Origin of the sequence: Prosthecodimorpha staleyi, from assembly GCF_018729455.1 — a bacterium.
In the GTDB taxonomy this organism is placed as follows: domain Bacteria; phylum Pseudomonadota; class Alphaproteobacteria; order Rhizobiales; family Ancalomicrobiaceae; genus Prosthecodimorpha; species Prosthecodimorpha staleyi.
On sequence record NZ_JAHHZF010000008.1, the window covers coordinates 119628 to 137627 of the forward strand.

Below are 18000 nucleotides of genomic sequence, written 5' to 3' on the forward strand. Positions count from 1 at the left end.
TTCCGGGCGCTGTGCAGCATCCGGATCGGGGGCGGCGCGTCGGCCCCGGCCGGGGCGGGCGGAGCCCGGGGGCTGCCCGAAGCTTGCTGCGGGAGCGTCACAATCATGCCGAAGGCGGGTGCCAGCCTGATGCCTGTCGGTGCGGGTACGGGCCAATATGGCAGTCTTCAGCGGGTTTCAGCAGGACGGGCGGCGGGGGACCGGCGGGCGCATGCCGGTCTGGCTGGCGGTTGCGGGTTCGGTCGCCCTGCCGCCTGCGGCGATGGCGCCGGGGGCGGCGGTGGCGGACGAGGATCCCTGCCTCGGCGGGGAGGGCGAGGCGGTCCGGGCGGTGCGGGCGCTGTCCGGCGACGGTTTCCGGCTCGACGACGGTCGCGTGGTGCGTCTGGCGCTGGTCGCCGCGCCGCGGATTTCGCTGCCGGCGCATCGCGGGCATGGAGCCGTCACGATGGCGGAGGCGGCGTCGGAGACCGGGATGCCGGACGCGCCGTCGGACGCGGCGGGCGAGGCGGACCGGGCCGCGGGGCCGGATGGCGCCGAGGCGGACGACGACGCCGGTGGCGCTTCCGGGGATATGCCGCGGGACCAGGACGGCGCCGGCAGCGGCGCGGCCGTCGGCGACGGGCGGAACCGGGCGGCCGGCCTCGGCGGGCCGGAGGGCGATCCCGCCGGCCTTGCGGCCGGTGCCGGAATGACGGCTGATGCCGCGCCGGTCGAACGGGCGGCGCGCGCGGAACTCGCCCGGCTGGTCGAGGGGCGGGACCTCCTTCTCCATGGCGGCCGCATCGACCGGCACGGCCGGACGATCGCGCAGGCCGCCGATGCGGCGACCGGGCAGGGGATCGCGGCGGCCCTGGCGGCCGTCGGCGCGGTGCGGGTCATGCCCGCGGGGCGCGGCGGCGGCGCGGGCCAGGACGGGGCCTGCATCCGGCATCTCATCGCGGCCGAAGCCACGGCCCGTGCCGCCGGGCGCGGGCTCTGGGCAGAGCCGGCCTTTGCGGTGCGCCGGGCGGACGATCCGGCACTGGCCGCGGCGGCGGGCAGCTATGTCCTGGTCGAGGGCAAGGTGCTCTCGACGGGACGGTCCGGACCGAGGCACTATCTCAATTTCGGGACGGATTTCCGCAGTGACTTCACGGCCGTCATCGACGATAAGGACACAGCACGGTTCACCCGCGCCGGCGTTGGGCCGGCGGCCCTGAAGGGTCGGGTGGTCCGGCTTCGGGGCTGGCTCGACGACCGCGACGGCGGATTCATGCGGCTGGGCCTGCCCGAGGAGATCGAATGGGTGCGCTAGGGCACGTTCCGGCCGGGCTTCCGACGCCCGGCCGCTCCGGTTCGGCCCCGACGGAGATCGCGGGCGGGACCCGGCGCGTCGCCGACGCGGCCGGTCCCGGAAGCGCGCCCGGCACCGGCCCGGTGCGCCGTCGCGGCGCCTGGCGCCTGGCGCCGGGCTTCGCGCTCGCCCTGATCCTCACCGGCTGCAACGCGGTGGTCGGCACCACCGATTCCATGATCGACACCGCGCCGGCCGTGGCCACGGCCAGTGCGGCCGCCGGCGTCAACCCGCCGGCGCAGGACCCCGAGCACAACCGCATCGTCGCCACCTATGGCGGCCTCTACGACGATCCGAATGCCGCCCGGGCGGTCGCGCGCGCGGTCGGCCGGCTGGTCGCGGCCTCCGACGATCCGTCGCAGTCCTACCGGATCACCATCCTCAACTCGCCGGTGGTCAACGCCTTCGCGCTGCCGAGCGGCAATCTCTACGTCACGCGCGGCCTGCTGGCGCTTGCCAACGACACTTCCGAGGTCGCCGCCGTCGTCGCCCACGAGATGGCCCATGTCACCGCCCGCCACGCGGTCGCCCGCGCGCGCCGGCAGGAGGCCGCGCAGGTCGTCAACCGGGTCGTCTCCAACGTCTCGCAGGAAAGCGATGCGCGCCTGGCGCTGACGGCGACGCAGATGTCGCTCGCCCGCTTCAGCCAGGTGCAGGAACTGGAGGCCGATAGCGTCGGCGTGCGCACCCTGGCGCGTGCCGGCTTCGATCCCTTCGCGGCCTCGCGCTTCCTCAGTTCCATGGCCCGCTATGCGGCCTTCCGCTCGCTGCGGCCCGCCGCCAACAGTTCAAACGGCAAGCCGGACTTCCTGTCCTCGCATCCCTCGACGCCGGAGCGGATCGCCTTCGCGGTGCGCGCCGCGCGCGAGATCGGCGCGCCGGGCATCGGCGAGCAGGAGCGCGAGGCCTTCCTGCAGGGTCTCGACGGCATGGTCTATGGCGACGACCCGTCCGAGGGCTTCGTCCGTGGCCGGGCCTTCCTGCACAAGGCGCTCGGCATCCAGTTCGGCGTGCCGAACGGTTTCGCCCTGGAAAACACGTCAAAGGCGGTGCTCGCCACCAACGCGGCCGGTACGGCCCTGCGCTTCGACGGCGTGGCGGTGCCGGTGTCCACCGCGCTGACCGACTATATCCAGTCCGGCTGGATCAACGGCCTGCAGACCGACAGCGTGCAGGCGACCCGGATCGGGGACTATGACGCGGCCACCGCCACCGCGGTCGCCGACGGCTGGACCTTCCGCATCGGCGTCGTCCGCAAGGACCGCACGACCTACCGCTTCATCCTGGCCGCGCAGGACCCCACGGTCCTGACCGACCAGATCTTCCGCGAGACGATGGAAAGCTTCCGCGAGTTGTCGCCGACCGAATCGGCTCGCCTGCGGCCTTTGCGGATCCGCGTCCACAAGGTGCGTTCGGGCGATACGATCGAGCGGCTGGCCGAATCCATGCAGGGTGTCGACCGCAAGCTCGAACTGTTCCGCGTCCTCAACGGCCTCGACGGCGCCGATGCGATCGAGCCGGGCCGGATGGTCAAGCTGGTGGTGGATTGAAGCGCGGGTTTACGGCCCGACGCTTCGGCCGGGAATGCGCTGCGGGATAGGCAATCACCTCCCGATGCCTCAATGCTCCGGGTACCCCGCCCGATCCCTCGGCCGCATCCCCGGACAAGGCCCGTGAGGGCCGCCGATCCGGGGCCTACTCGCTCCGCAACGGCATCAAGATCGTGAACCAACTCAAGGCCTTGTGGCAATCCGACCGCAGAGTGGGTCCCGGCTCTCCGCTGACGCTTCGGCCGGGAATGCGCTGCGGGATGGGGCCTCAGATCCCGGTTCTTTCCGCTCGACAGATCGGGTCCCGCTCCGGTCTCGCCGCCGCACGTGCTTCGAACTCAGAAGGTGTCGTCGGGATCGGACTCGAAGGCATCGAGACGGCGGCGGTCGCGTTTGGTCGGGCGGCCGGTGCCGGGGTCGCGCAGGGCCGGGGCGGGCTCGCGGGCTTCGCGCGGCGGCGGTGGTGGGCTCAGATCCTCGTAGAGCCGTTGCGCTTCGGGCGCCGACCCGCGCCGGTCGGCGAATCCGGCGACCTTCAGGATCAGCACGCGATGCGGCAGCGTGATGGTCAATACGTCGCCGGGACGGACGACCTCACTGGACTGGTCGACCTTCTCGCGGTTCTTGCGCACATGCCCGGCCTCGGCGAGCTTCTGCGCCAGACTGCGCGTCCTGACCACGCGCGCATGCCACAGCCACTTGTCGATGCGCTGCCGGCCGGCTGCCGCTGTGCCGTCGCGTGTCCGGGGTACGTCGCCTCGATCCTCGGCCATCCCGCCTCAACGGATGCGAAAGCGGGGTCCGGTTGCCCGCACCCCGCATCCCAGGTCACTTCTTGCCCTTCTGCTCCAGTTCCGCCTTCAGAGCGGCGAGCTTGGCAAAGGGCGAGTTCGGATCGATCGGCTTCTCGGGGCGCTTCGGGCGATCGTCGCGGCGCGGACCGCTGCCGCTGCCCTGGTTCCCCTTCCAGCCTTCGCGTTGGCCGCCACCCTCCCGATGGGCGCCGTCGCGATGGCCGCCGTCGCGCGGAGCACCGTCGCGCTGACCGCCGTCTCGATTGAAGCGCTCGCGGCCGCCGTCGCGCGGACGGTCGCCGCGCCCTTCGGGACGATCGCCCCCGCCGCGGCGCTCGCCACCGTCGCGCTTCGGTTCGCCCTCACCGCCGGCCGGCCGGGGACCGCGTCCCTCCGGGCGGTTGGCGCCGCCCTCGCGCGCCACGCGCTGCGGGCCACGCTGGTCGCGGCCGCGCGGTCCCTGCTCGCGCCGTTCGAACCGGCCCGGCCGCCAGATCTCGATCTCGATCTGCTCGGTGGCGGGTTCCGATGCCGCCGACGCGACCGGTGCCGCCATCTCGGACTCACCCGCCGGTGCGGCCTCCGCCGCCATCTCGGCCGCCTCCGATGCCGCTTCGATCGGCTCGACCTCGGCAGCTTCGGTGACGTCGGTCAGAGCCTCGGTGACCAGGGCCTCCTCGGCCGCCGCCAGGGCTTCCGGTCCGCCGTCGCTCTCGGAGGCCGCGAAGGTGGCCAGCGTCTCGGCGCGCTCGGCAATGGCCGCGACCTCCTCGGCCGTCGGCTCGCCGGCCGCCACCGCGGCTTCGGCCGCATCGTCCGGTGCCGACGCCGCCATCGCGACGGCCTCTGCCTCTGCCGGTGCCGTCGTTTCGGACTCCGTGCCGGTCGCCGCCGTTTCGGCGATGGGGGCCGCGACCGGGCGGGTCACCTTGCGGCGTTCGAGCCGGTAGCCGAGCGACTTCAGGATCGAGGCGAAATCCTCGCCCGAGCATCCGACCAGGGATGTCATCGCGACCGTCACGGCGAAGCCGCCGCCGCCCGGGACAGCGCCGTCCGGCGGCTGCACGCTCGGATCGAGCGGCTTCCAGGCGATCAGCGGCCGGACCAAGTCGGCCAACCGCTCCAGGATATCGATGCGCACGGCGCGCTCGCCGCAGACGCGGTAGCCGACCACCTTGTAGAGCGCTTTCGGGATGGTCTTGTCGACCGGGATCGAGGTCCGGCCCGACATCGACAGCTGATGCAGCCCGTTGACCACCTGGGCGTCGACATTGCCGTTCTTCAGCGCCCAGAGCTGCGCGATCAGACCGCTCGGCGCGGGCTTGAGCAGCAGCGGCAGGAAGATGTGGTAGGCGCCGAAGCGCACGCCGTACTTGCGCAGCGAGGCCCGCATCGGCTGGTCCAGCGCCTTGACCTCGTCGGCAATGTGCTGGCGTTCCAGCACGCCGAGCGCCTCGATCAGCTGGAAGGCGACGCCGCGCGCCATGCCCTCCAGATCGGGTGCGTCGCGCAGGTCGATCAGCGGCTTCAACAGCCCCTCGACATGGGCCTTGACCCAAAGCGCCAGGCGGGTGTCGACCTTCTCGCGCGCCGGTCCGGTCAGCTGGTCGTCGGCCAGCACGATGACGGCCGGCGTCAGGGCGTTCTGCCCGACGGAGAGCTTGGCGATGGCCTGGCCGAGCCAGCGGATGGTGCCGTCGGAGGCGAGGGCGAACTCGCCGTTCGGCGCCTTCGACAGTTTCTCCGCCCGCGTCTCGATCTCGCTGGCGAGCGACTTGGCCGCGGCATTGCGCACGGCCTTGGCGTCCGTACCCTCCGCGGTCTGATCCGGCGCAAACCGGAAGCCGTCCAGGTGTCCGACACGATGGCCTTCGACGAGGACGTCCCCTTCGGCCGTGATTTCCGCTTCGAGCATGGCGTTCTCTCTCAGACGTCTCATGAGTACCGACGTCCTGCGATCCACGAAACGCTGTGTGAGGCGATCGTGCAAGGCATCGGACAGCCGATCTTCGACGGCGCGGGTCGTTTCGCGCCAATATGTGGGATCCATGACCCAGTCGGGCCGGTTTGCAATGAAGGTCCAGGTCCGGATGTGTGCGATCCGGTTGGAAATCGTATCGATGTCGCCTTCCGTCTTGTCGGCCTCGGATACCGCGCGCGCAAACCAGTCGTCCGGAATGCGCCCGCGGCGGACGAGATAATCATAGACGGTGGTGACCAGTTCGGCATGGTTGGCCGGCGCGATCTTGCGGTAGTCCGGCAGCGCGCAGACTTCCCAGAGCAGGCGCACCCGGTCGGGCTTGTCGGCGAGCGACGTGATCAGGTCGTCGCGGGCGGCGAAGTCGAGCGCCGTGTAGTCGTCCGCCGGTGGCGCGCGGGTCAGGCCCTCTTCGCGCGGCACCTCGTCGAGGGCGGCGCGCAGCGCGCGGATCGAGGCGAAGTCCAGGTGCGAATTGCGCCACTGGATGGTCTTCAGGGGCGCGAACTGGTGGCTTTCGAGGGCCTGGACCAGTTCGTCGTCGAAATCGTCGACGCGGCCGGTGACCCCGAAGGTGCCGTCGCGCAGATGGCGGCCGGCCCGGCCGGCGATCTGGCCGAGCTCGCCGGCGGTCAGCTGACGGTACTGGTAGCCGTCGAACTTGCGGTTGCCGGCGAAGGCGATGTGGTCGACATCGAGATTGAGGCCCATGCCGATCGCGTCGGTGGCGATCAGGGTGTCGACATCGCCGGACTGGAACAGCTCGACCTGCGCATTGCGGGTGCGCGGCGACAGGGCGCCGAGCACGACGGCCGCGCCACCGCGCTGGCGGCGGATCAGTTCGGCGATGCCGTAGACCTCGTCGGCCGAGAAGGCGACGATGGCCGACCGCGGCGGCAGGCGGGTGATCTTCTTGGAGCCCGAATAGGTCAGCAGCGACATGCGCGGCCGGGTGACCACGTTCAGGCCGGGCAGCAGCTTCTCCAGAAGGCCGCGGATCGTTGCCGCGCCGAGCAGCAGCGTCTCGCCGCGCCCGCGCAGGTTCAGGATGCGGTCGGTGAAGACATGGCCGCGCTCCAGATCGCCGGCGAGCTGGACCTCGTCGATGGCGACGAACTGCACATCGGTCTCGCGCGGCATCGCCTCGACGGTCGAGACCCAGTACCGCGCCTTCTCCGGAACGATCTTTTCCTCGCCGGTGACCAGCGCGACCGCATCGGCCCCGGCGCGGGCGACCAGCTTGCCATAGACCTCGCGGGCCAGGAGGCGCAGCGGCAGGCCGATCAGCCCGCTTTCATGGGCGAGCATCCGTTCGATGGCCAGATGGGTCTTGCCGGTATTGGTCGGGCCGAGCACGGCCGTTACGGTCTTGGCCCGGATGGTCGGCGGCAGGGGGCCGCGTACCGCATGAGTCATCGGCCGGCTCCGCGAAGGTTCGGACCGGTCGGCCTGCAGGCGGGTCGACCGGTCCGGGCGGAGATCGCCCCCGGCGGAACCGGCGAAGCTGCGGCGAAGGGCACTTCCAATCGACTCATACCATCCGTGTCGCGGCAGCCGCGGCGAACCGCGAAGCCGTCGGGCAAGGTGAGGCCGCAACGCCTCGACCGCGTCTTCCACCGTCCCCGATCGGCCGGCGGTCGGGCGGTCAACGCCCTATCCTCGTTGTCGCGGCCGGGCATTCCCGATCGCGTCCGGCGTCCCCGGCTTCGCCTGGAAGCCCGGACCTGCCCCGGTCGGCCAAAGCCGCGCCGTCGCACCGGTCGGACGCTGATTTAGCACAGCGGCTCGCGGTGCGCCCGCCTTTTCGTCAGGCGCCGGTCCGCGCATGGGCGGCCATCGTTCAGGAGATCCGGCAACCGGAACGAGTCTGGAACGAAGAGTGTCCGAATCGCTGATTCAAAACGATTCAGGATTCGTTCACGCCCACATCTGGTTGACGGCTTCGCCCAGGATACGAAATCCTGATTCAGGCCAACGGGTTGGACGGGAGGCCCGGCGACCCGTCAAGACCTCGGTGCCGGATTGGAGCGCAGCCCTGCAGATGCTCAGTCATGCAATTGATGATTGTAAAGGCCGGCTGTCTTCAGAATTGCCCGAAACCTGAACATGCAGGGCACGAATCGCTATTCGGCTGAAATTCCGTCTTCGTTCACAACCCGATATGGGGAAAGACCGGCGCCGGACCACAAAATCCGGCGAGGCCCGAGCCGATCAGGCGCTGCCATCGCGGCGGCGCATTAACACCTGCGTTCCGGAACGGGATCGCCGACCGGCTACGGGTGTGCCCGGAGGGCGGCGCAGGCCGGCGTTCACTTTCGGACCGGAGCCGGAACATGACCGGCACGAATCGGCGCTTGGGGCATTTTCGGCCTTTGTTCGCACGATATCTGGGCCCCGACAGGGGAGGCGGCCCCATATGCGCGAGCCGGTTCGGGCGGCAGACCCGACGACCGCAGATCGCCGTTTACCGATGCGGCCCGGATCGGGACGGCATGCTTACGGGCGGTCCCCGTGTCGCCCCATGCGCCGTCGGGATCGCGGCTGCGGCAGTCGCGGCCCGGCTGTCCCTGCCGCGTTCACGATCGGATCGGAGCCGGAACAAGGTGGGCACGAATCATCGCTTTCGACGTGTTGCTTCAACGTTCGCCCGATATTTGGGGCTCCGCTCCGACAGCGACACAAGATGGCAGGCACGGCCCGGCCCGCGGGCCGGATGGCGGATGCCAGCCGTTTACCGATGCGGCCCGAAGCGGGACGACGGTGCGTCGTCACCCGGCAGCGCCGGTTCCGTGCGGCCAACTTCGCCGTGCCGCGTCCCGGCCCGCCCGATGGCGCCGCGCCGCGGCACCCGATCCGGCCCCGGCGTTAACGGCCCGTCGAAACCGCGAACACGCCGGGCACGAATCGGTGCCGGCCCGATCTTCGCGCTTCGTTCTCGCCAGGGCTGGGGCTGTGCAGCCGGCGGGGTACCCCATCTGGATCGGACCGGCCGTCCGGCAGCCGGCCGATACCCTTGCGGATCAACACCTTCGTGCCGGAACGGGACGCGGGTTGCCGGCAGGGCCCGTCATGCGACCAACAAAAAAGGGCGCCCCGAAGGACGCCCCGGCAATCGACGGGCCGGTCTCGGTCAGCGCGCGGCGTGGCTGCCGGCGATCACCTGGAAACGGTCGGCCTGCACGACCAGCAGGCCGCTCATGGTTTCGACCGCGATGCGCACCGGCACCATCAGGCCGCTGTCGCCGACCGGTGCGAGTGCCATTTCGAGGTTGCGGTTCTCGGCCATGAACCGGGTTCCGGCGCGATCCGGCTTGTGGCCGGAGACGGGGATCCAGCGCGCCGCGCAGACCACGGCCGGACCGCTATAGCCAGGCTTGGTGACGGTTTCCGTGCGCTTGTAGCTGAGCCGCACGTCATAGCGGGTCCAGCCGTCATAGATCGGCAGGGTCCGCCCGCAGACCTCCGGCCCCGCCGCACCGTCGCGCCGGGCGATCGGGATCAGGATCGCGCTCAACGGGTCGAGCACGTCGCGGCGATGGGCGGCGGTGACCGGGATCCGCTCGTCGTCGTCCTTCAGCGGCGGTTCGACATCGAGGTCGCGGACCGACCCGGCGGCAAGCCCCATCGCGACATGGTGGTCCTTCTTGTCGCCGGAGCCTTCGAGCAGATAGCTCGCCGGAACCGGACGGTCGGGGCGCAGCGTGCCGGTCGATTTGGCCTCGCCGCGGGCACCGGACATGACCTTGCCGACGCCGGCGGTGCGGTATCCGACCCGGGCCGTATAGGCATCCTTTTCGACCTTGACGGCCAGATTGCCCTTGGCGAGGGCGAAGCCGCCCAGCGTGATGTCGTAGCTTGCCGCCACCTCCCCGTCGGCCGCGAAGGCCGGTACGGACGGGATCGCGGAGGAGACGAGCACGGCGTAAAGCAGGACCGCACGGGTGGACTTGACGGACGACTGCACTGGACACTCCCGTGTGACGCTGACGCCGGGCTAGACTTCGAATGGGCCGAATGTTTGGCCCTTATGGTCAATGCCCGGTTAACGCCCGCGGCCGGGCGGCACGGCGGCGGGCCGCTGTGGCCTTGAAGTCATGCGGTCCGGTGCCGATCGGCCGGCACGAATGCGGTTGCCGCCGACAGGCCCGCCCGCTAATCCAGAGGGGGAAACGGAGCCGCCATGAACCTCGTCGTCCTCACCGTGATCGCCTTTCTGGCCGGCGGCATCGGTGCCGCCCGACTCAACGGGCTTGCCGCCTGGGCCGGCGCGGCGATCGCGGCGGCGTCCGCGGCGGGGTTCCTCATCGGCCGAAGCGCCGTGCCGGGCGACGCGACCATCCCGTTCCTGCTCGGACTGGTCGGTGCGGGCGCCATCGGCAGCCTGCTGCGGCTCGGCGCCCAGGCGACCGGCATGGTGCTGGTCGGTGCGATCATTGCCGCAGCGGTCGTCTTTCTGGCCGGGCGGCAATTCGGCCTGGGATGAGCGGCCGGCGCGTCCGCGGCGGGCTTGACGCCGTCCGGTGCCTCCCTCTATATGGCGGCCAATTCTCCCGACCCTCGTGAGACGATCAACCGGGGCCTTTCGCGGGCCCGGACGCGTAGAAGGATTATCGCCATGGCTCGGCGCTGCGAACTGACGGCCAAGGGTGTCCAGGTCGGACACAATGTCAGCCACGCCAACAACAAGACGAAGCGGCGCTTCCTGCCGAACCTCGTCAACGTGTCGCTGATCTCGGAGGCCCTCGGCCGCACCGTGCATCTGCGCATCACCGCGCATGCGCTGCGCTCGGTCGAGCACCGCGGCGGCCTCGACGCGTTCCTGGCCAAGGCCGACGCGCTCGACCTGTCGCCGCGCGCCCGCCTCCTGAAGCGTGAGATCGAGGCGGCCGCGCCCGCCTCGGCGGCGTGACGGCGAAAGCCCCCGGACGCGCCATTCTGACGGCCGTTGGCGCCATGACCCTGGTGGTCGTGGCGTCGAACGTGCTTGTGCAGTATCCGGTCGCGTTCAGGGTCGGACCGCTCGATCTCGCCGAAATCCTGACCTGGGGCGCCTTCACCTATCCGGTGGCGTTTCTGGTCACCGATCTGACCAATCGCTGGTTCGGCGTCGCCACGGCGCGCAACGTCGTGCTGGCCGGCTTTGCCGTTGCGATCGTGCTGTCGGCCTTCCTGTCGACGCCGCGCATCGCGCTGGCCTCCGCCAGCGCCTATCTGGTCGGTCAGATGGCCGACGTGCTCCTGTTCGACCGGTTGCGCCGCGTGCGCGCCTGGTGGGAGGCGCCGCTGGTCGCCTCCGCATCGGGCTCCGTGCTGGATACGCTGGTCTTCTTCACGCTCGCCTTCGCGCCCGCTCTGTCCGGTCTGCTCGGCGCCGGCGATGCCTTCGCGGCCGAATCGGCGCCGGCCTTCGGGCTGCTCGCCGTCGAGGTGCCGCGCTGGATGTCCTGGGCGGCCGCCGACTTCTGCGTGAAGATGCTGTTTGCGGCGCTCTTGCTGGCGCCCTATCGCGGGCTGATGAACCGCATGGTGCCCTATCCGGCCTGACCGGGCCGTGGGGTCGTTCCGATCCTTCTCAGCACCGTCGAAGGGCCCGGCCGCATGGTGATGCGTCGCCGGGCCTTTCCGTTTGGCGTGGCACGGCGCGCGGAGCGGCTCAGCGGTTGTCGTTGTTGCGCAGCAGAGGCGCTCCGGAGGCGACGGCTTCCGGCGCGGCGGCGGCAGTCTCGCCCTGGCTGCCGGTGCTCCCCAGCCGCGTGCCCTTGACCTCGAAACGCGAGGCACTGACCACCAGCAGGCCGGCCGGCGTGCCGATGTTGACCCGGTAGGGCAGCATCACGCCGGTCGTTCCGACCGGCACGAAGGTGATCGAAAACTCGATATTGCGCTCGTATTTTTCCTGCTCGGGCGTCAGCGGGCGGAAGCCGGCGATCGGGCGATAGTTCACCGCGCAGATGATCGCCGGACCCGAATAGGATCCCGGCTGGCCCTGGATATCCGTCTTGGCACCATAGACGAGCCTGAGATCGTACCGCACGCGGCCGTCGAAGACCCGGAGGGTGCGGTTGCAGACCTTCGGCGTCAGCACGTCCTTGGGGTTGCCCATGGTGACCACGAAGGCCGCCAGCGGATCGATCACGCCCTGCTTGTGGGCCGCCGTCACAGGCATCCGCGCGTCGGGATTGGACGAACGCAATTCCGTCGCCCGGACCGACGCCACCGAGCCGCCCGAGAAGGTCATGTTGACCTCGTTGGCGATCGGCCCGCCGTTGATGGCCATCGAATAGGAGCGAGACGAGGGGCTGCCGGGGATCGCGCGTCCCGAGGCGCTGGCCTCGGCCGAGCGATTGGCGATCAGCGCCGCGAAGCCGCTGACCTGGGCACCGAGCGCCGCGCGGTACTCGCCGGAATCCCCAAGCATGAAGGTGAGGTTGCCGGACGCGATCGAGAAGCCGCCGAGCGTGGCGTAGTAGGTCGCCTCGACGCTGGCTTCGCTCGCCGCTCCTGCAGGACCGGACGCAACGGCCGCCGCAACAGCGACCAATGCCGCGCACGCCCGGCTACGGCGCGCGCTCCCATTCCGGTGCACCGCGATCTCCATCCTGTACCTCCGTCGACCTCGACCGCGCCCCCGACGGTGTCGTCCAATCATGTTGCGTTGCCGGAATCAACCGCCGGCCGAACCGCTCGGACGTTATGCCAAGATGTGTTTCCTTGGAACCGCATCTGGCGCTCATCCTGCGCGGAATTGATGCTGTGGTGGGCGCTACGCCGCCTGGCGAGACGGCGCCGAGCGGGCAGACGCCGGTAAGGGCTCCGGGCGCGGCGCATCGCCCCGTCCGGACCGCCCGGCGCCAGCCTCGAGGCTCACTCCGGCAGGAGGCGGAAGCGCAGCAACAGCGTGCGCTGGAGGATCGAGCGGTTGTCGTCGGAGATCAGGGTCAGGATGGTGCTGCCGTCCTCTGCGGTATCGACCGCGAGGCCTTCCATGTTGTCGATCTCGTCCGAAAGGTCGGCCTGGAACAGGATGCGGCCCTCCAGTCGCGCCCCGGGCACGATCTCGGCCGCGGCGAAGCGGCGGATGCGGGCGCCGAGGCTGTCAGCGACCGTGAAGCGCCGTTCGAGCACCAGGAGGTCGCCGTCGGGCAGGAAGGCGGCATCGGTCGGCATGAAATCGTTCGACAGCGCGACCGTGAAGCGGCCCGGCTTCGGGCCACCGATGATCCAGCCGAGGCTGTCGGTCTCGTTGCGCCGCGGCCCCTCGGCGATCGCCACGATGGCGCCGGCGATCGGCGAACCGGGCGGCGCAGAGGCCAGACTTTCAAGACCCTTGCCATAGGCGAGGGTTGCGATTTCGCCGGGAATGCCGTTGAGGCGCTCGCCGACGGCGGTGAGAGCCCCGGTCGGGAAGACCGCAAAGGGGAACCGCAGGATGCGGTGGCGGGTCTCGAAGCCGACGATGGCCTCGAAGCCGCCGGGCGCGGGGCGCACGGCAAGGCTCTCGGCATCGGCATCGCGCTTGTCCAGGAGCCGGCGGCCCTGCTCGACCACCGTCGCCATGCGGATACCGGACAGCCCCATGGGCCGCCCGGCTACATCGCTTTCGAGGCGCGCCGACAGCCAGAAGCCGACATCGGAGATCATCAGGAGATCGCGGCCGTGGTCCGCCGTGGCAATGCCGGAGAAGCCGCCGAAATGCGGGCTCGGGCTTCGGATGACCAGGCCGCCGAGCCATTCCAGGGCGCCGAATCGGGGTCCGGCCTTGCCGGCACGGTCGAAGCTCCGGAGACGCTCGATCTCGACGGCGGGAGCGAAGATGCCGTCCGGCGGAGACGGATCGGCCCGCAGCGGACCCGCCAGCGCGACCAGCGCCGCAAGGCCGACGAGACCGGCCGCGATCGCATGCGGCCATGCCCCGGCGCGCCCGGGTCCGGGCGCCGCATGCTCACCGCGACTGCCGCGGCAGAACCGCGCGATCATCCGGCGCGTCGTCGCGGCGCGCCATGGCCCCGGGCGGATGCGGACGGCTGGTCTTCGAACAGCGCGGCAAGCTGTTCGGTCATGGCGCCGGCCAATTCCTCGGCGTCGACGATGGTCACGGCGCGCCGGTAGTAGCGGGTCACGTCGTGACCGATGCCGATCGCGATCAGTTCAACCGGGCTGCGCGTCTCGATCTCCTCGATCACCTGGCGCAGGTGCCGCTCCAGATAGTTGCCGGGATTGACCGACAGGGTGCTGTCGTCGACCGGCGCGCCGTCGGAGATCATCATCAGGATCTTGCGCGCCTCGGGGCGGCCGATCAGGCGGGAATGCGCCCAGGTCAGCGCCTCGCCGTCGATATTCTCCTTCAGCAGCCCCTCGCGCATCATCAGGCCGAGATTGCGCCGGGCGCGGCGCCAGGGGGCATCGGCCGACTTGTAGACGATGTGCCGGAGATCGTTGAGCCGGCCGGGCGTCGCCGGCTTGCCCGCCTGCAGCCAGGCTTCCCGCGCCTGTCCGCCTTTCCAGGCGCGGGTGGTGAAGCCCAGGATCTCGACCTTGACGCCGCAGCGTTCCAGCGTGCGCGCCAGAATGTCGGCGCAGGTCGCCGCCACCGTGATCGGCCGGCCGCGCATCGAGCCGGAATTGTCGATCAGCAGCGTCACCACCGTGTCGCGGAAGTCGGTGTCGCTCTCCTTCTTGAAGGACAGCGGGTGCATCGGGTCGATCACCACGCGGACGAGCCGGGAGGCGTCGAGGATGCCTTCCTCCAGGTCGAACTGCCAGGACCTGTTCTGCTGCGCTAGCAGCCGCCGCTGCAGGCGGTTGGCGAGCCGGGCGACTGCGCCCTGGAGATGGGCGAGCTGCTTGTCGAGATGCCCGCGCAGCCGTTCCAGTTCGGCGGTATCGCAGAGATCCTCGGCATGGATGATCTCGTCGAACTTGGTCGTGAAGACCTTGTACTCGAAGTCGGGCGCCCGGTTGGAATGCGGCGGTTCCGGGCGGCGCGCCTCGCCGGCCTCGTCGGCGTCGGCGGCGTCGTCCTCGGCCATGTCCTGGGCTTCGGCCTCGGAGGCCTCGCTGTCACCCTCCTCGTCCTCGCCGGCGGCCTCGGCGGCTTCCGAATCGGTCTCCTCGGTCTCGTCCTGGGCGTCGCTCTCGCCCTGGTTCTGATCCTGGTTCTCCTGGCCCTGATCGCCCTCGTTCTCGTCCTCGTCGCTCTCCGGCTCGGCGCCGAGTTCGTCGCCCATGTCGAGCGAGGCGAGCAGGTCGCGCACCGAGGAGGCGAAGCGCTTCTGGTTCTCGACCGTGCCTTCGAGCTTGTCGAGCGCGGAGCCGGCCTTGTCCTCGATCCAGGGACGCCACAGCTCGACGATCTTGGCCGCGCTCGGCGGCGGCTTCAGCCCGGTCAGCCGCTCGCGCACCATCAAGGCGACGGCATCTTCCAGCGGCGCGTCGGCGCGGTCGGTGATGTCCTCGTAATTGCCGCGGTGGTACCGGTCGTCGAGCATGGCGGCGAGATTCTGGGCGACGCCGGCCATGCGCCGCGAGCCGATCGCCTCGCAGCGCGCCTGCTCGACCGCCTCGAACACCGCGCGCGCATTGCGGCCTTCCGGCTGCATGCTGCGATGCACGCCGACATCATGGCAGGCGAGCTTGAGCGCCATGGAGTCGCCGAGCCCGCGCAGGATTGAGGCATCGCGCAGGGTCATCTTGCGCGGCGGTTCCGGCAGGCGCGCCTTGATGCCCGCCAGCACCGGGCGATCGGAGGCGAAGGCGACCTCCATCTCCGGCGTCTTGGCGATCGCTTTCATGCAGGCGGCGATGGCCTGCTTGAAGGGCTCGGTCGGGGGCGTCTGCTTGTCCTTGGGGCCTGCCATGGTGCGCGTTCGCGATCAGCTCAGGACCACGTTCAAGGCCGATTCCGGCAGGTCCTTGCCGAAGCAGCGCTGGTAGAACTCGGCCACCTTCGGCCGTTCGGTCTCGTCGCACTTGTTCAGGAAGGTGACCCGGAAGGCGAAGCCGACATCGCCGAAGATGTCGGCATTCTCGGCCCAGGTCAGCACGGTGCGCGGGCTCATCACGGTGGACAGTTCGCCCGACATGAAGGCGTTGCGGGTCATGTCGGCGACGCGGACCATCTTGGAGACGATGTCCTTGCCGGCGTCGGAGTGGAAGTGCTTGGCCTTGGCCAGCACGATGTCGACTTCCTTGTCGTGCGGCAGGTAGTTCAGCGTCACGACGATCGACCAGCGGTCCATCTGGCCCTGGTTGATCTGCTGCGTGCCGTGATAGAGGCCGGACGTGTCGCCGAGGCCGATCGTGTTGGCGGTCGCGAACAGGCGGAACCACGGGTGAGGGCGGATGACCCGGCTCTGGTCGAGCAGGGTCAGCTTGCCGGCGACCTCGAGCACGCGCTGGATCACGAACATCACGTCCGGGCGGCCGGCGTCATATTCGTCGAAGACCAGCGCGGTGTTGGTCTGCAGCGCCCAAGGCAGGATGCCGTCGCGGAACTCGGTCACCTGCTTGCCGTCGCGCAGGACGATGGCGTCCTTGCCGATCAGGTCGATGCGGCTGATGTGACTGTCCAGGTTGACGCGCACGCAGGGCCAGTTCAGCCGGGCGGCAACCTGCTCGATATGGGTCGATTTTCCGGTGCCGTGATAGCCCGAGATCATCACGCGGCGGTTCTTGGCGAAACCGGCCAGGATCGCCAGCGTCGTGTCGCGGTCGAACAGGTAGTCGGGATCGAAATCCGGAACGTGTTCGGACGGCTCCGAATAGGCTGGCACTTCGAGATCGGTATCGATGCCGAAAACCTGCCGCACCGAGATCTTCATGTCGGGCACGAAGCTCGGGCCCTTATCCAACACAGTCATTTCGCCTCCGTGGCCGGACAAAGAATGTCCGGCACCTTCGTCCCGTGGCCGCGCATCAGGAATACGCGGCACCTTCGTCCCGTGGCCGAATACCGGAATATTCGGCGCCTTCGTCCTGTCGCGGCCGGATCGGAGCGCGGCTCGCGTCCGGTTCTGCCGCACCGGCCCGTCGCGCGGCGCGCAGGCCGCGCGACCCACAAGGTCAGTCCTTGTGTCATAATGCCATTTCGGCCGACTGGAAATCCAAAACGGCGTCAGCGCGCGATTTCGGCCCTGCAGGGCAGGGGCCCGGTCCGACAGCCCTCGTTCAGCACAGCCCCGTCGTCTTGAGGTAGTTGTAGGCCTCGATGATTTCCTGCAGTCGTCCCTCGGAGGATCGATCGCCGCCATTGGCATCCGGGTGGTGGCGCTTCACCAATTCCTTGAAGCGCGCCTTGATGTCGGCCGGGCTGGCCGTCTCGGCGAGATTGAGCACGTCGAGCGAGCGGCGCTCCAGGTTCTTGAGCTTGCGGCGCGGCTCCGGCTTCGGCGGCTCCTCGGCGGCGGTCGCGGAGAAGCGCGCCCGGCGGCGGAACAGGAAGAAGCGGTCGTCGTAGCGCGGCGGCGCGTCGCCCGGCTCGCTCGGACGGCGACCGGCATGGGAATTGACCCCCATCGTCCAGGTCGGCCGGTGGCCGGTCTGGGCGTCCTTCTGGTAGTCGGCGACGGCCTCGTCCTTCATCCCCGAGAAGTAGTTGTAGGATTTATTGTACAGCCGGACGTGGTCTATGCAGAAATGGTAATATTCGCCCTCCCGGTCACGCCCCTTCGGCGCCGGGTGAGTTCCCGCCTCAGCGCACCCGCCCCATTCGCAGGGCGGATGCGCGTCGCGCTGGATCCGCACTTCGTCGGGCTTGATGCGGATGCGATCGAAAATCTTGGATTCGAACTTCATCGCCCGATTATGGTGGCCGGAGGCCCCTCCCACAAGCGTTCGAAGGGCGTGCCGCACGGCCCACCCATGCAGACCCGGTCCGCATCGCGCGCCCTTGCGGCGGGGTGTGCGGCTGCTATCCTGAACCCATGTCCGCACCGCAGACGACCTACCGCGATCGAATCGTGACGAAACTGACCGCAGCCTTTGCACCGGCTGCGCTCGATGTGATCGACGAGAGCGCGCAGCATCACGGCCACGGCGGCTGGCGGGAGGGCGGCGAGACCCATTTCCGGGTCCGGATCGCCGCCAGTGCCCTGGCCGGGCTCAGCCGGGTCGAGCAGCATCGCCGCATCAATGCGGTGCTGGCGGCCGAATTGGCGGAACGGGTTCATGCGCTCGCCATCGAGGCAACGGCGGCCTGATCGGAGGCCCGCGGGATCACCGCAGGGCCGGCGGCATCTCGCCGCCGCATCACGAAAACTTCATCCGGTGACGGCATCCTGACAGACGGGCCGGAAGGGCTCAGCTTGACCCGATCTCCGCTGGGGTGGATGGTGTCGGCGGGTG

General features: G+C 69.8%; 14 protein-coding genes. 6 read left to right on the forward strand and 8 right to left on the reverse strand.

Annotation, left to right across the window (positions count from 1 at the left end; genetic code table 11):
* Positions 1-211 precede the first annotated feature (211 nt).
* Entirely contained in the window at positions 212-1297 is a 1086-nt protein-coding gene (locus tag KL771_RS16940; protein ID WP_261969719.1) for a hypothetical protein, read from the forward strand.
* A complete protein-coding gene (locus tag KL771_RS16945; protein WP_261969720.1) occupies positions 1285-2886 on the forward strand; it encodes a M48 family metalloprotease in 1602 nt (533 codons plus the stop codon). Before KL771_RS16940 ends, KL771_RS16945 begins: the two co-directional genes overlap by 13 nt.
* Positions 2887-3224: 338 nt before the next feature.
* On the opposite strand, the gene KL771_RS16950 is transcribed toward KL771_RS16945, so the two are convergent.
* From KL771_RS16950 to KL771_RS16960, 3 genes are all read right to left on the reverse strand, one after another.
* Positions 3225-3659 (reverse strand): RNA-binding S4 domain-containing protein, encoded by a 435-nt coding sequence (locus tag KL771_RS16950; protein ID WP_261969721.1) that lies wholly within the window; start codon positions 3657-3659, stop codon positions 3225-3227.
* Between the two features lie 55 nt (positions 3660-3714).
* Positions 3715-7074: a helicase-related protein gene (locus KL771_RS16955; protein WP_261969722.1), complete on the reverse strand. Its 3360-nt coding sequence runs from the start codon at positions 7072-7074 to the stop codon at positions 3715-3717.
* A 1714-nt stretch (positions 7075-8788) separates the two neighbouring features.
* Complete coding sequence (locus KL771_RS16960; protein ID WP_261969723.1) at positions 8789-9622, reverse strand: DUF3108 domain-containing protein; 834 nt, start codon at positions 9620-9622, stop codon at positions 8789-8791.
* Between the two features lie 216 nt (positions 9623-9838).
* Between KL771_RS16960 and KL771_RS16965 the strand changes: the two genes are divergently transcribed.
* The 3 genes from KL771_RS16965 (at position 9839) to KL771_RS16975 (ending at position 11202) form a co-directional block, all read left to right on the forward strand.
* On the forward strand, positions 9839-10141 hold the full coding sequence (locus KL771_RS16965) for a hypothetical protein (protein ID WP_261969724.1): 303 nt from the start codon (positions 9839-9841) through the stop codon (positions 10139-10141).
* 132 nt (positions 10142-10273) lie between these two features.
* Positions 10274-10567 (forward strand): 50S ribosomal protein L28, encoded by a 294-nt coding sequence (rpmB, locus tag KL771_RS16970; protein ID WP_054360155.1) that lies wholly within the window; start codon positions 10274-10276, stop codon positions 10565-10567.
* A gap of 44 nt (positions 10568-10611) precedes the next feature.
* Positions 10612-11202 carry a queuosine precursor transporter gene (locus KL771_RS16975; RefSeq protein ID WP_261969725.1) on the forward strand — a complete coding sequence of 197 codons (591 nt, stop codon included), beginning with the start codon at positions 10612-10614 and terminating at the stop codon, positions 11200-11202.
* Between the two features lie 109 nt (positions 11203-11311).
* Here the strand turns inward: KL771_RS16975 and KL771_RS16980 are convergent, their stop codons facing one another.
* The 5 genes from KL771_RS16980 to KL771_RS17000 form a co-directional block, all read right to left on the reverse strand.
* On the reverse strand, positions 11312-12199 hold the full coding sequence (locus KL771_RS16980) for a DUF3108 domain-containing protein (RefSeq protein WP_261969726.1): 888 nt from the start codon (positions 12197-12199) through the stop codon (positions 11312-11314).
* Positions 12200-12522: 323 nt separating this feature from the next.
* The gene (locus tag KL771_RS16985; protein ID WP_261969727.1) at positions 12523-13635 is read right to left on the reverse strand and encodes an esterase-like activity of phytase family protein; all 1113 of its coding nucleotides are present in this window, start codon (positions 13633-13635) and stop codon (positions 12523-12525) included.
* Complete coding sequence (cobT, locus tag KL771_RS16990) at positions 13632-15515, reverse strand: cobaltochelatase subunit CobT (RefSeq protein ID WP_261969728.1); 1884 nt, start codon at positions 15513-15515, stop codon at positions 13632-13634. The genes KL771_RS16985 and cobT overlap by 4 nt, the downstream gene beginning before the upstream one ends.
* A 15-nt stretch (positions 15516-15530) precedes the next feature.
* Positions 15531-16517 (reverse strand): cobaltochelatase subunit CobS, encoded by a 987-nt coding sequence (cobS, locus tag KL771_RS16995; protein ID WP_261969729.1) that lies wholly within the window; start codon positions 16515-16517, stop codon positions 15531-15533.
* A 307-nt stretch (positions 16518-16824) separates the two neighbouring features.
* Complete coding sequence (locus KL771_RS17000; protein WP_261969730.1) at positions 16825-17451, reverse strand: J domain-containing protein; 627 nt, start codon at positions 17449-17451, stop codon at positions 16825-16827.
* Positions 17452-17615: 164 nt separating this feature from the next.
* Here KL771_RS17000 and KL771_RS17005 point away from each other — a divergent pair, with 164 nt between their 5' ends.
* Positions 17616-17855, forward strand: coding sequence for a BolA family protein (locus tag KL771_RS17005; RefSeq protein ID WP_390867022.1), 240 nt, complete (start codon positions 17616-17618; stop codon positions 17853-17855).
* The last annotated feature ends 145 nt before the right edge of the window (positions 17856-18000 follow it).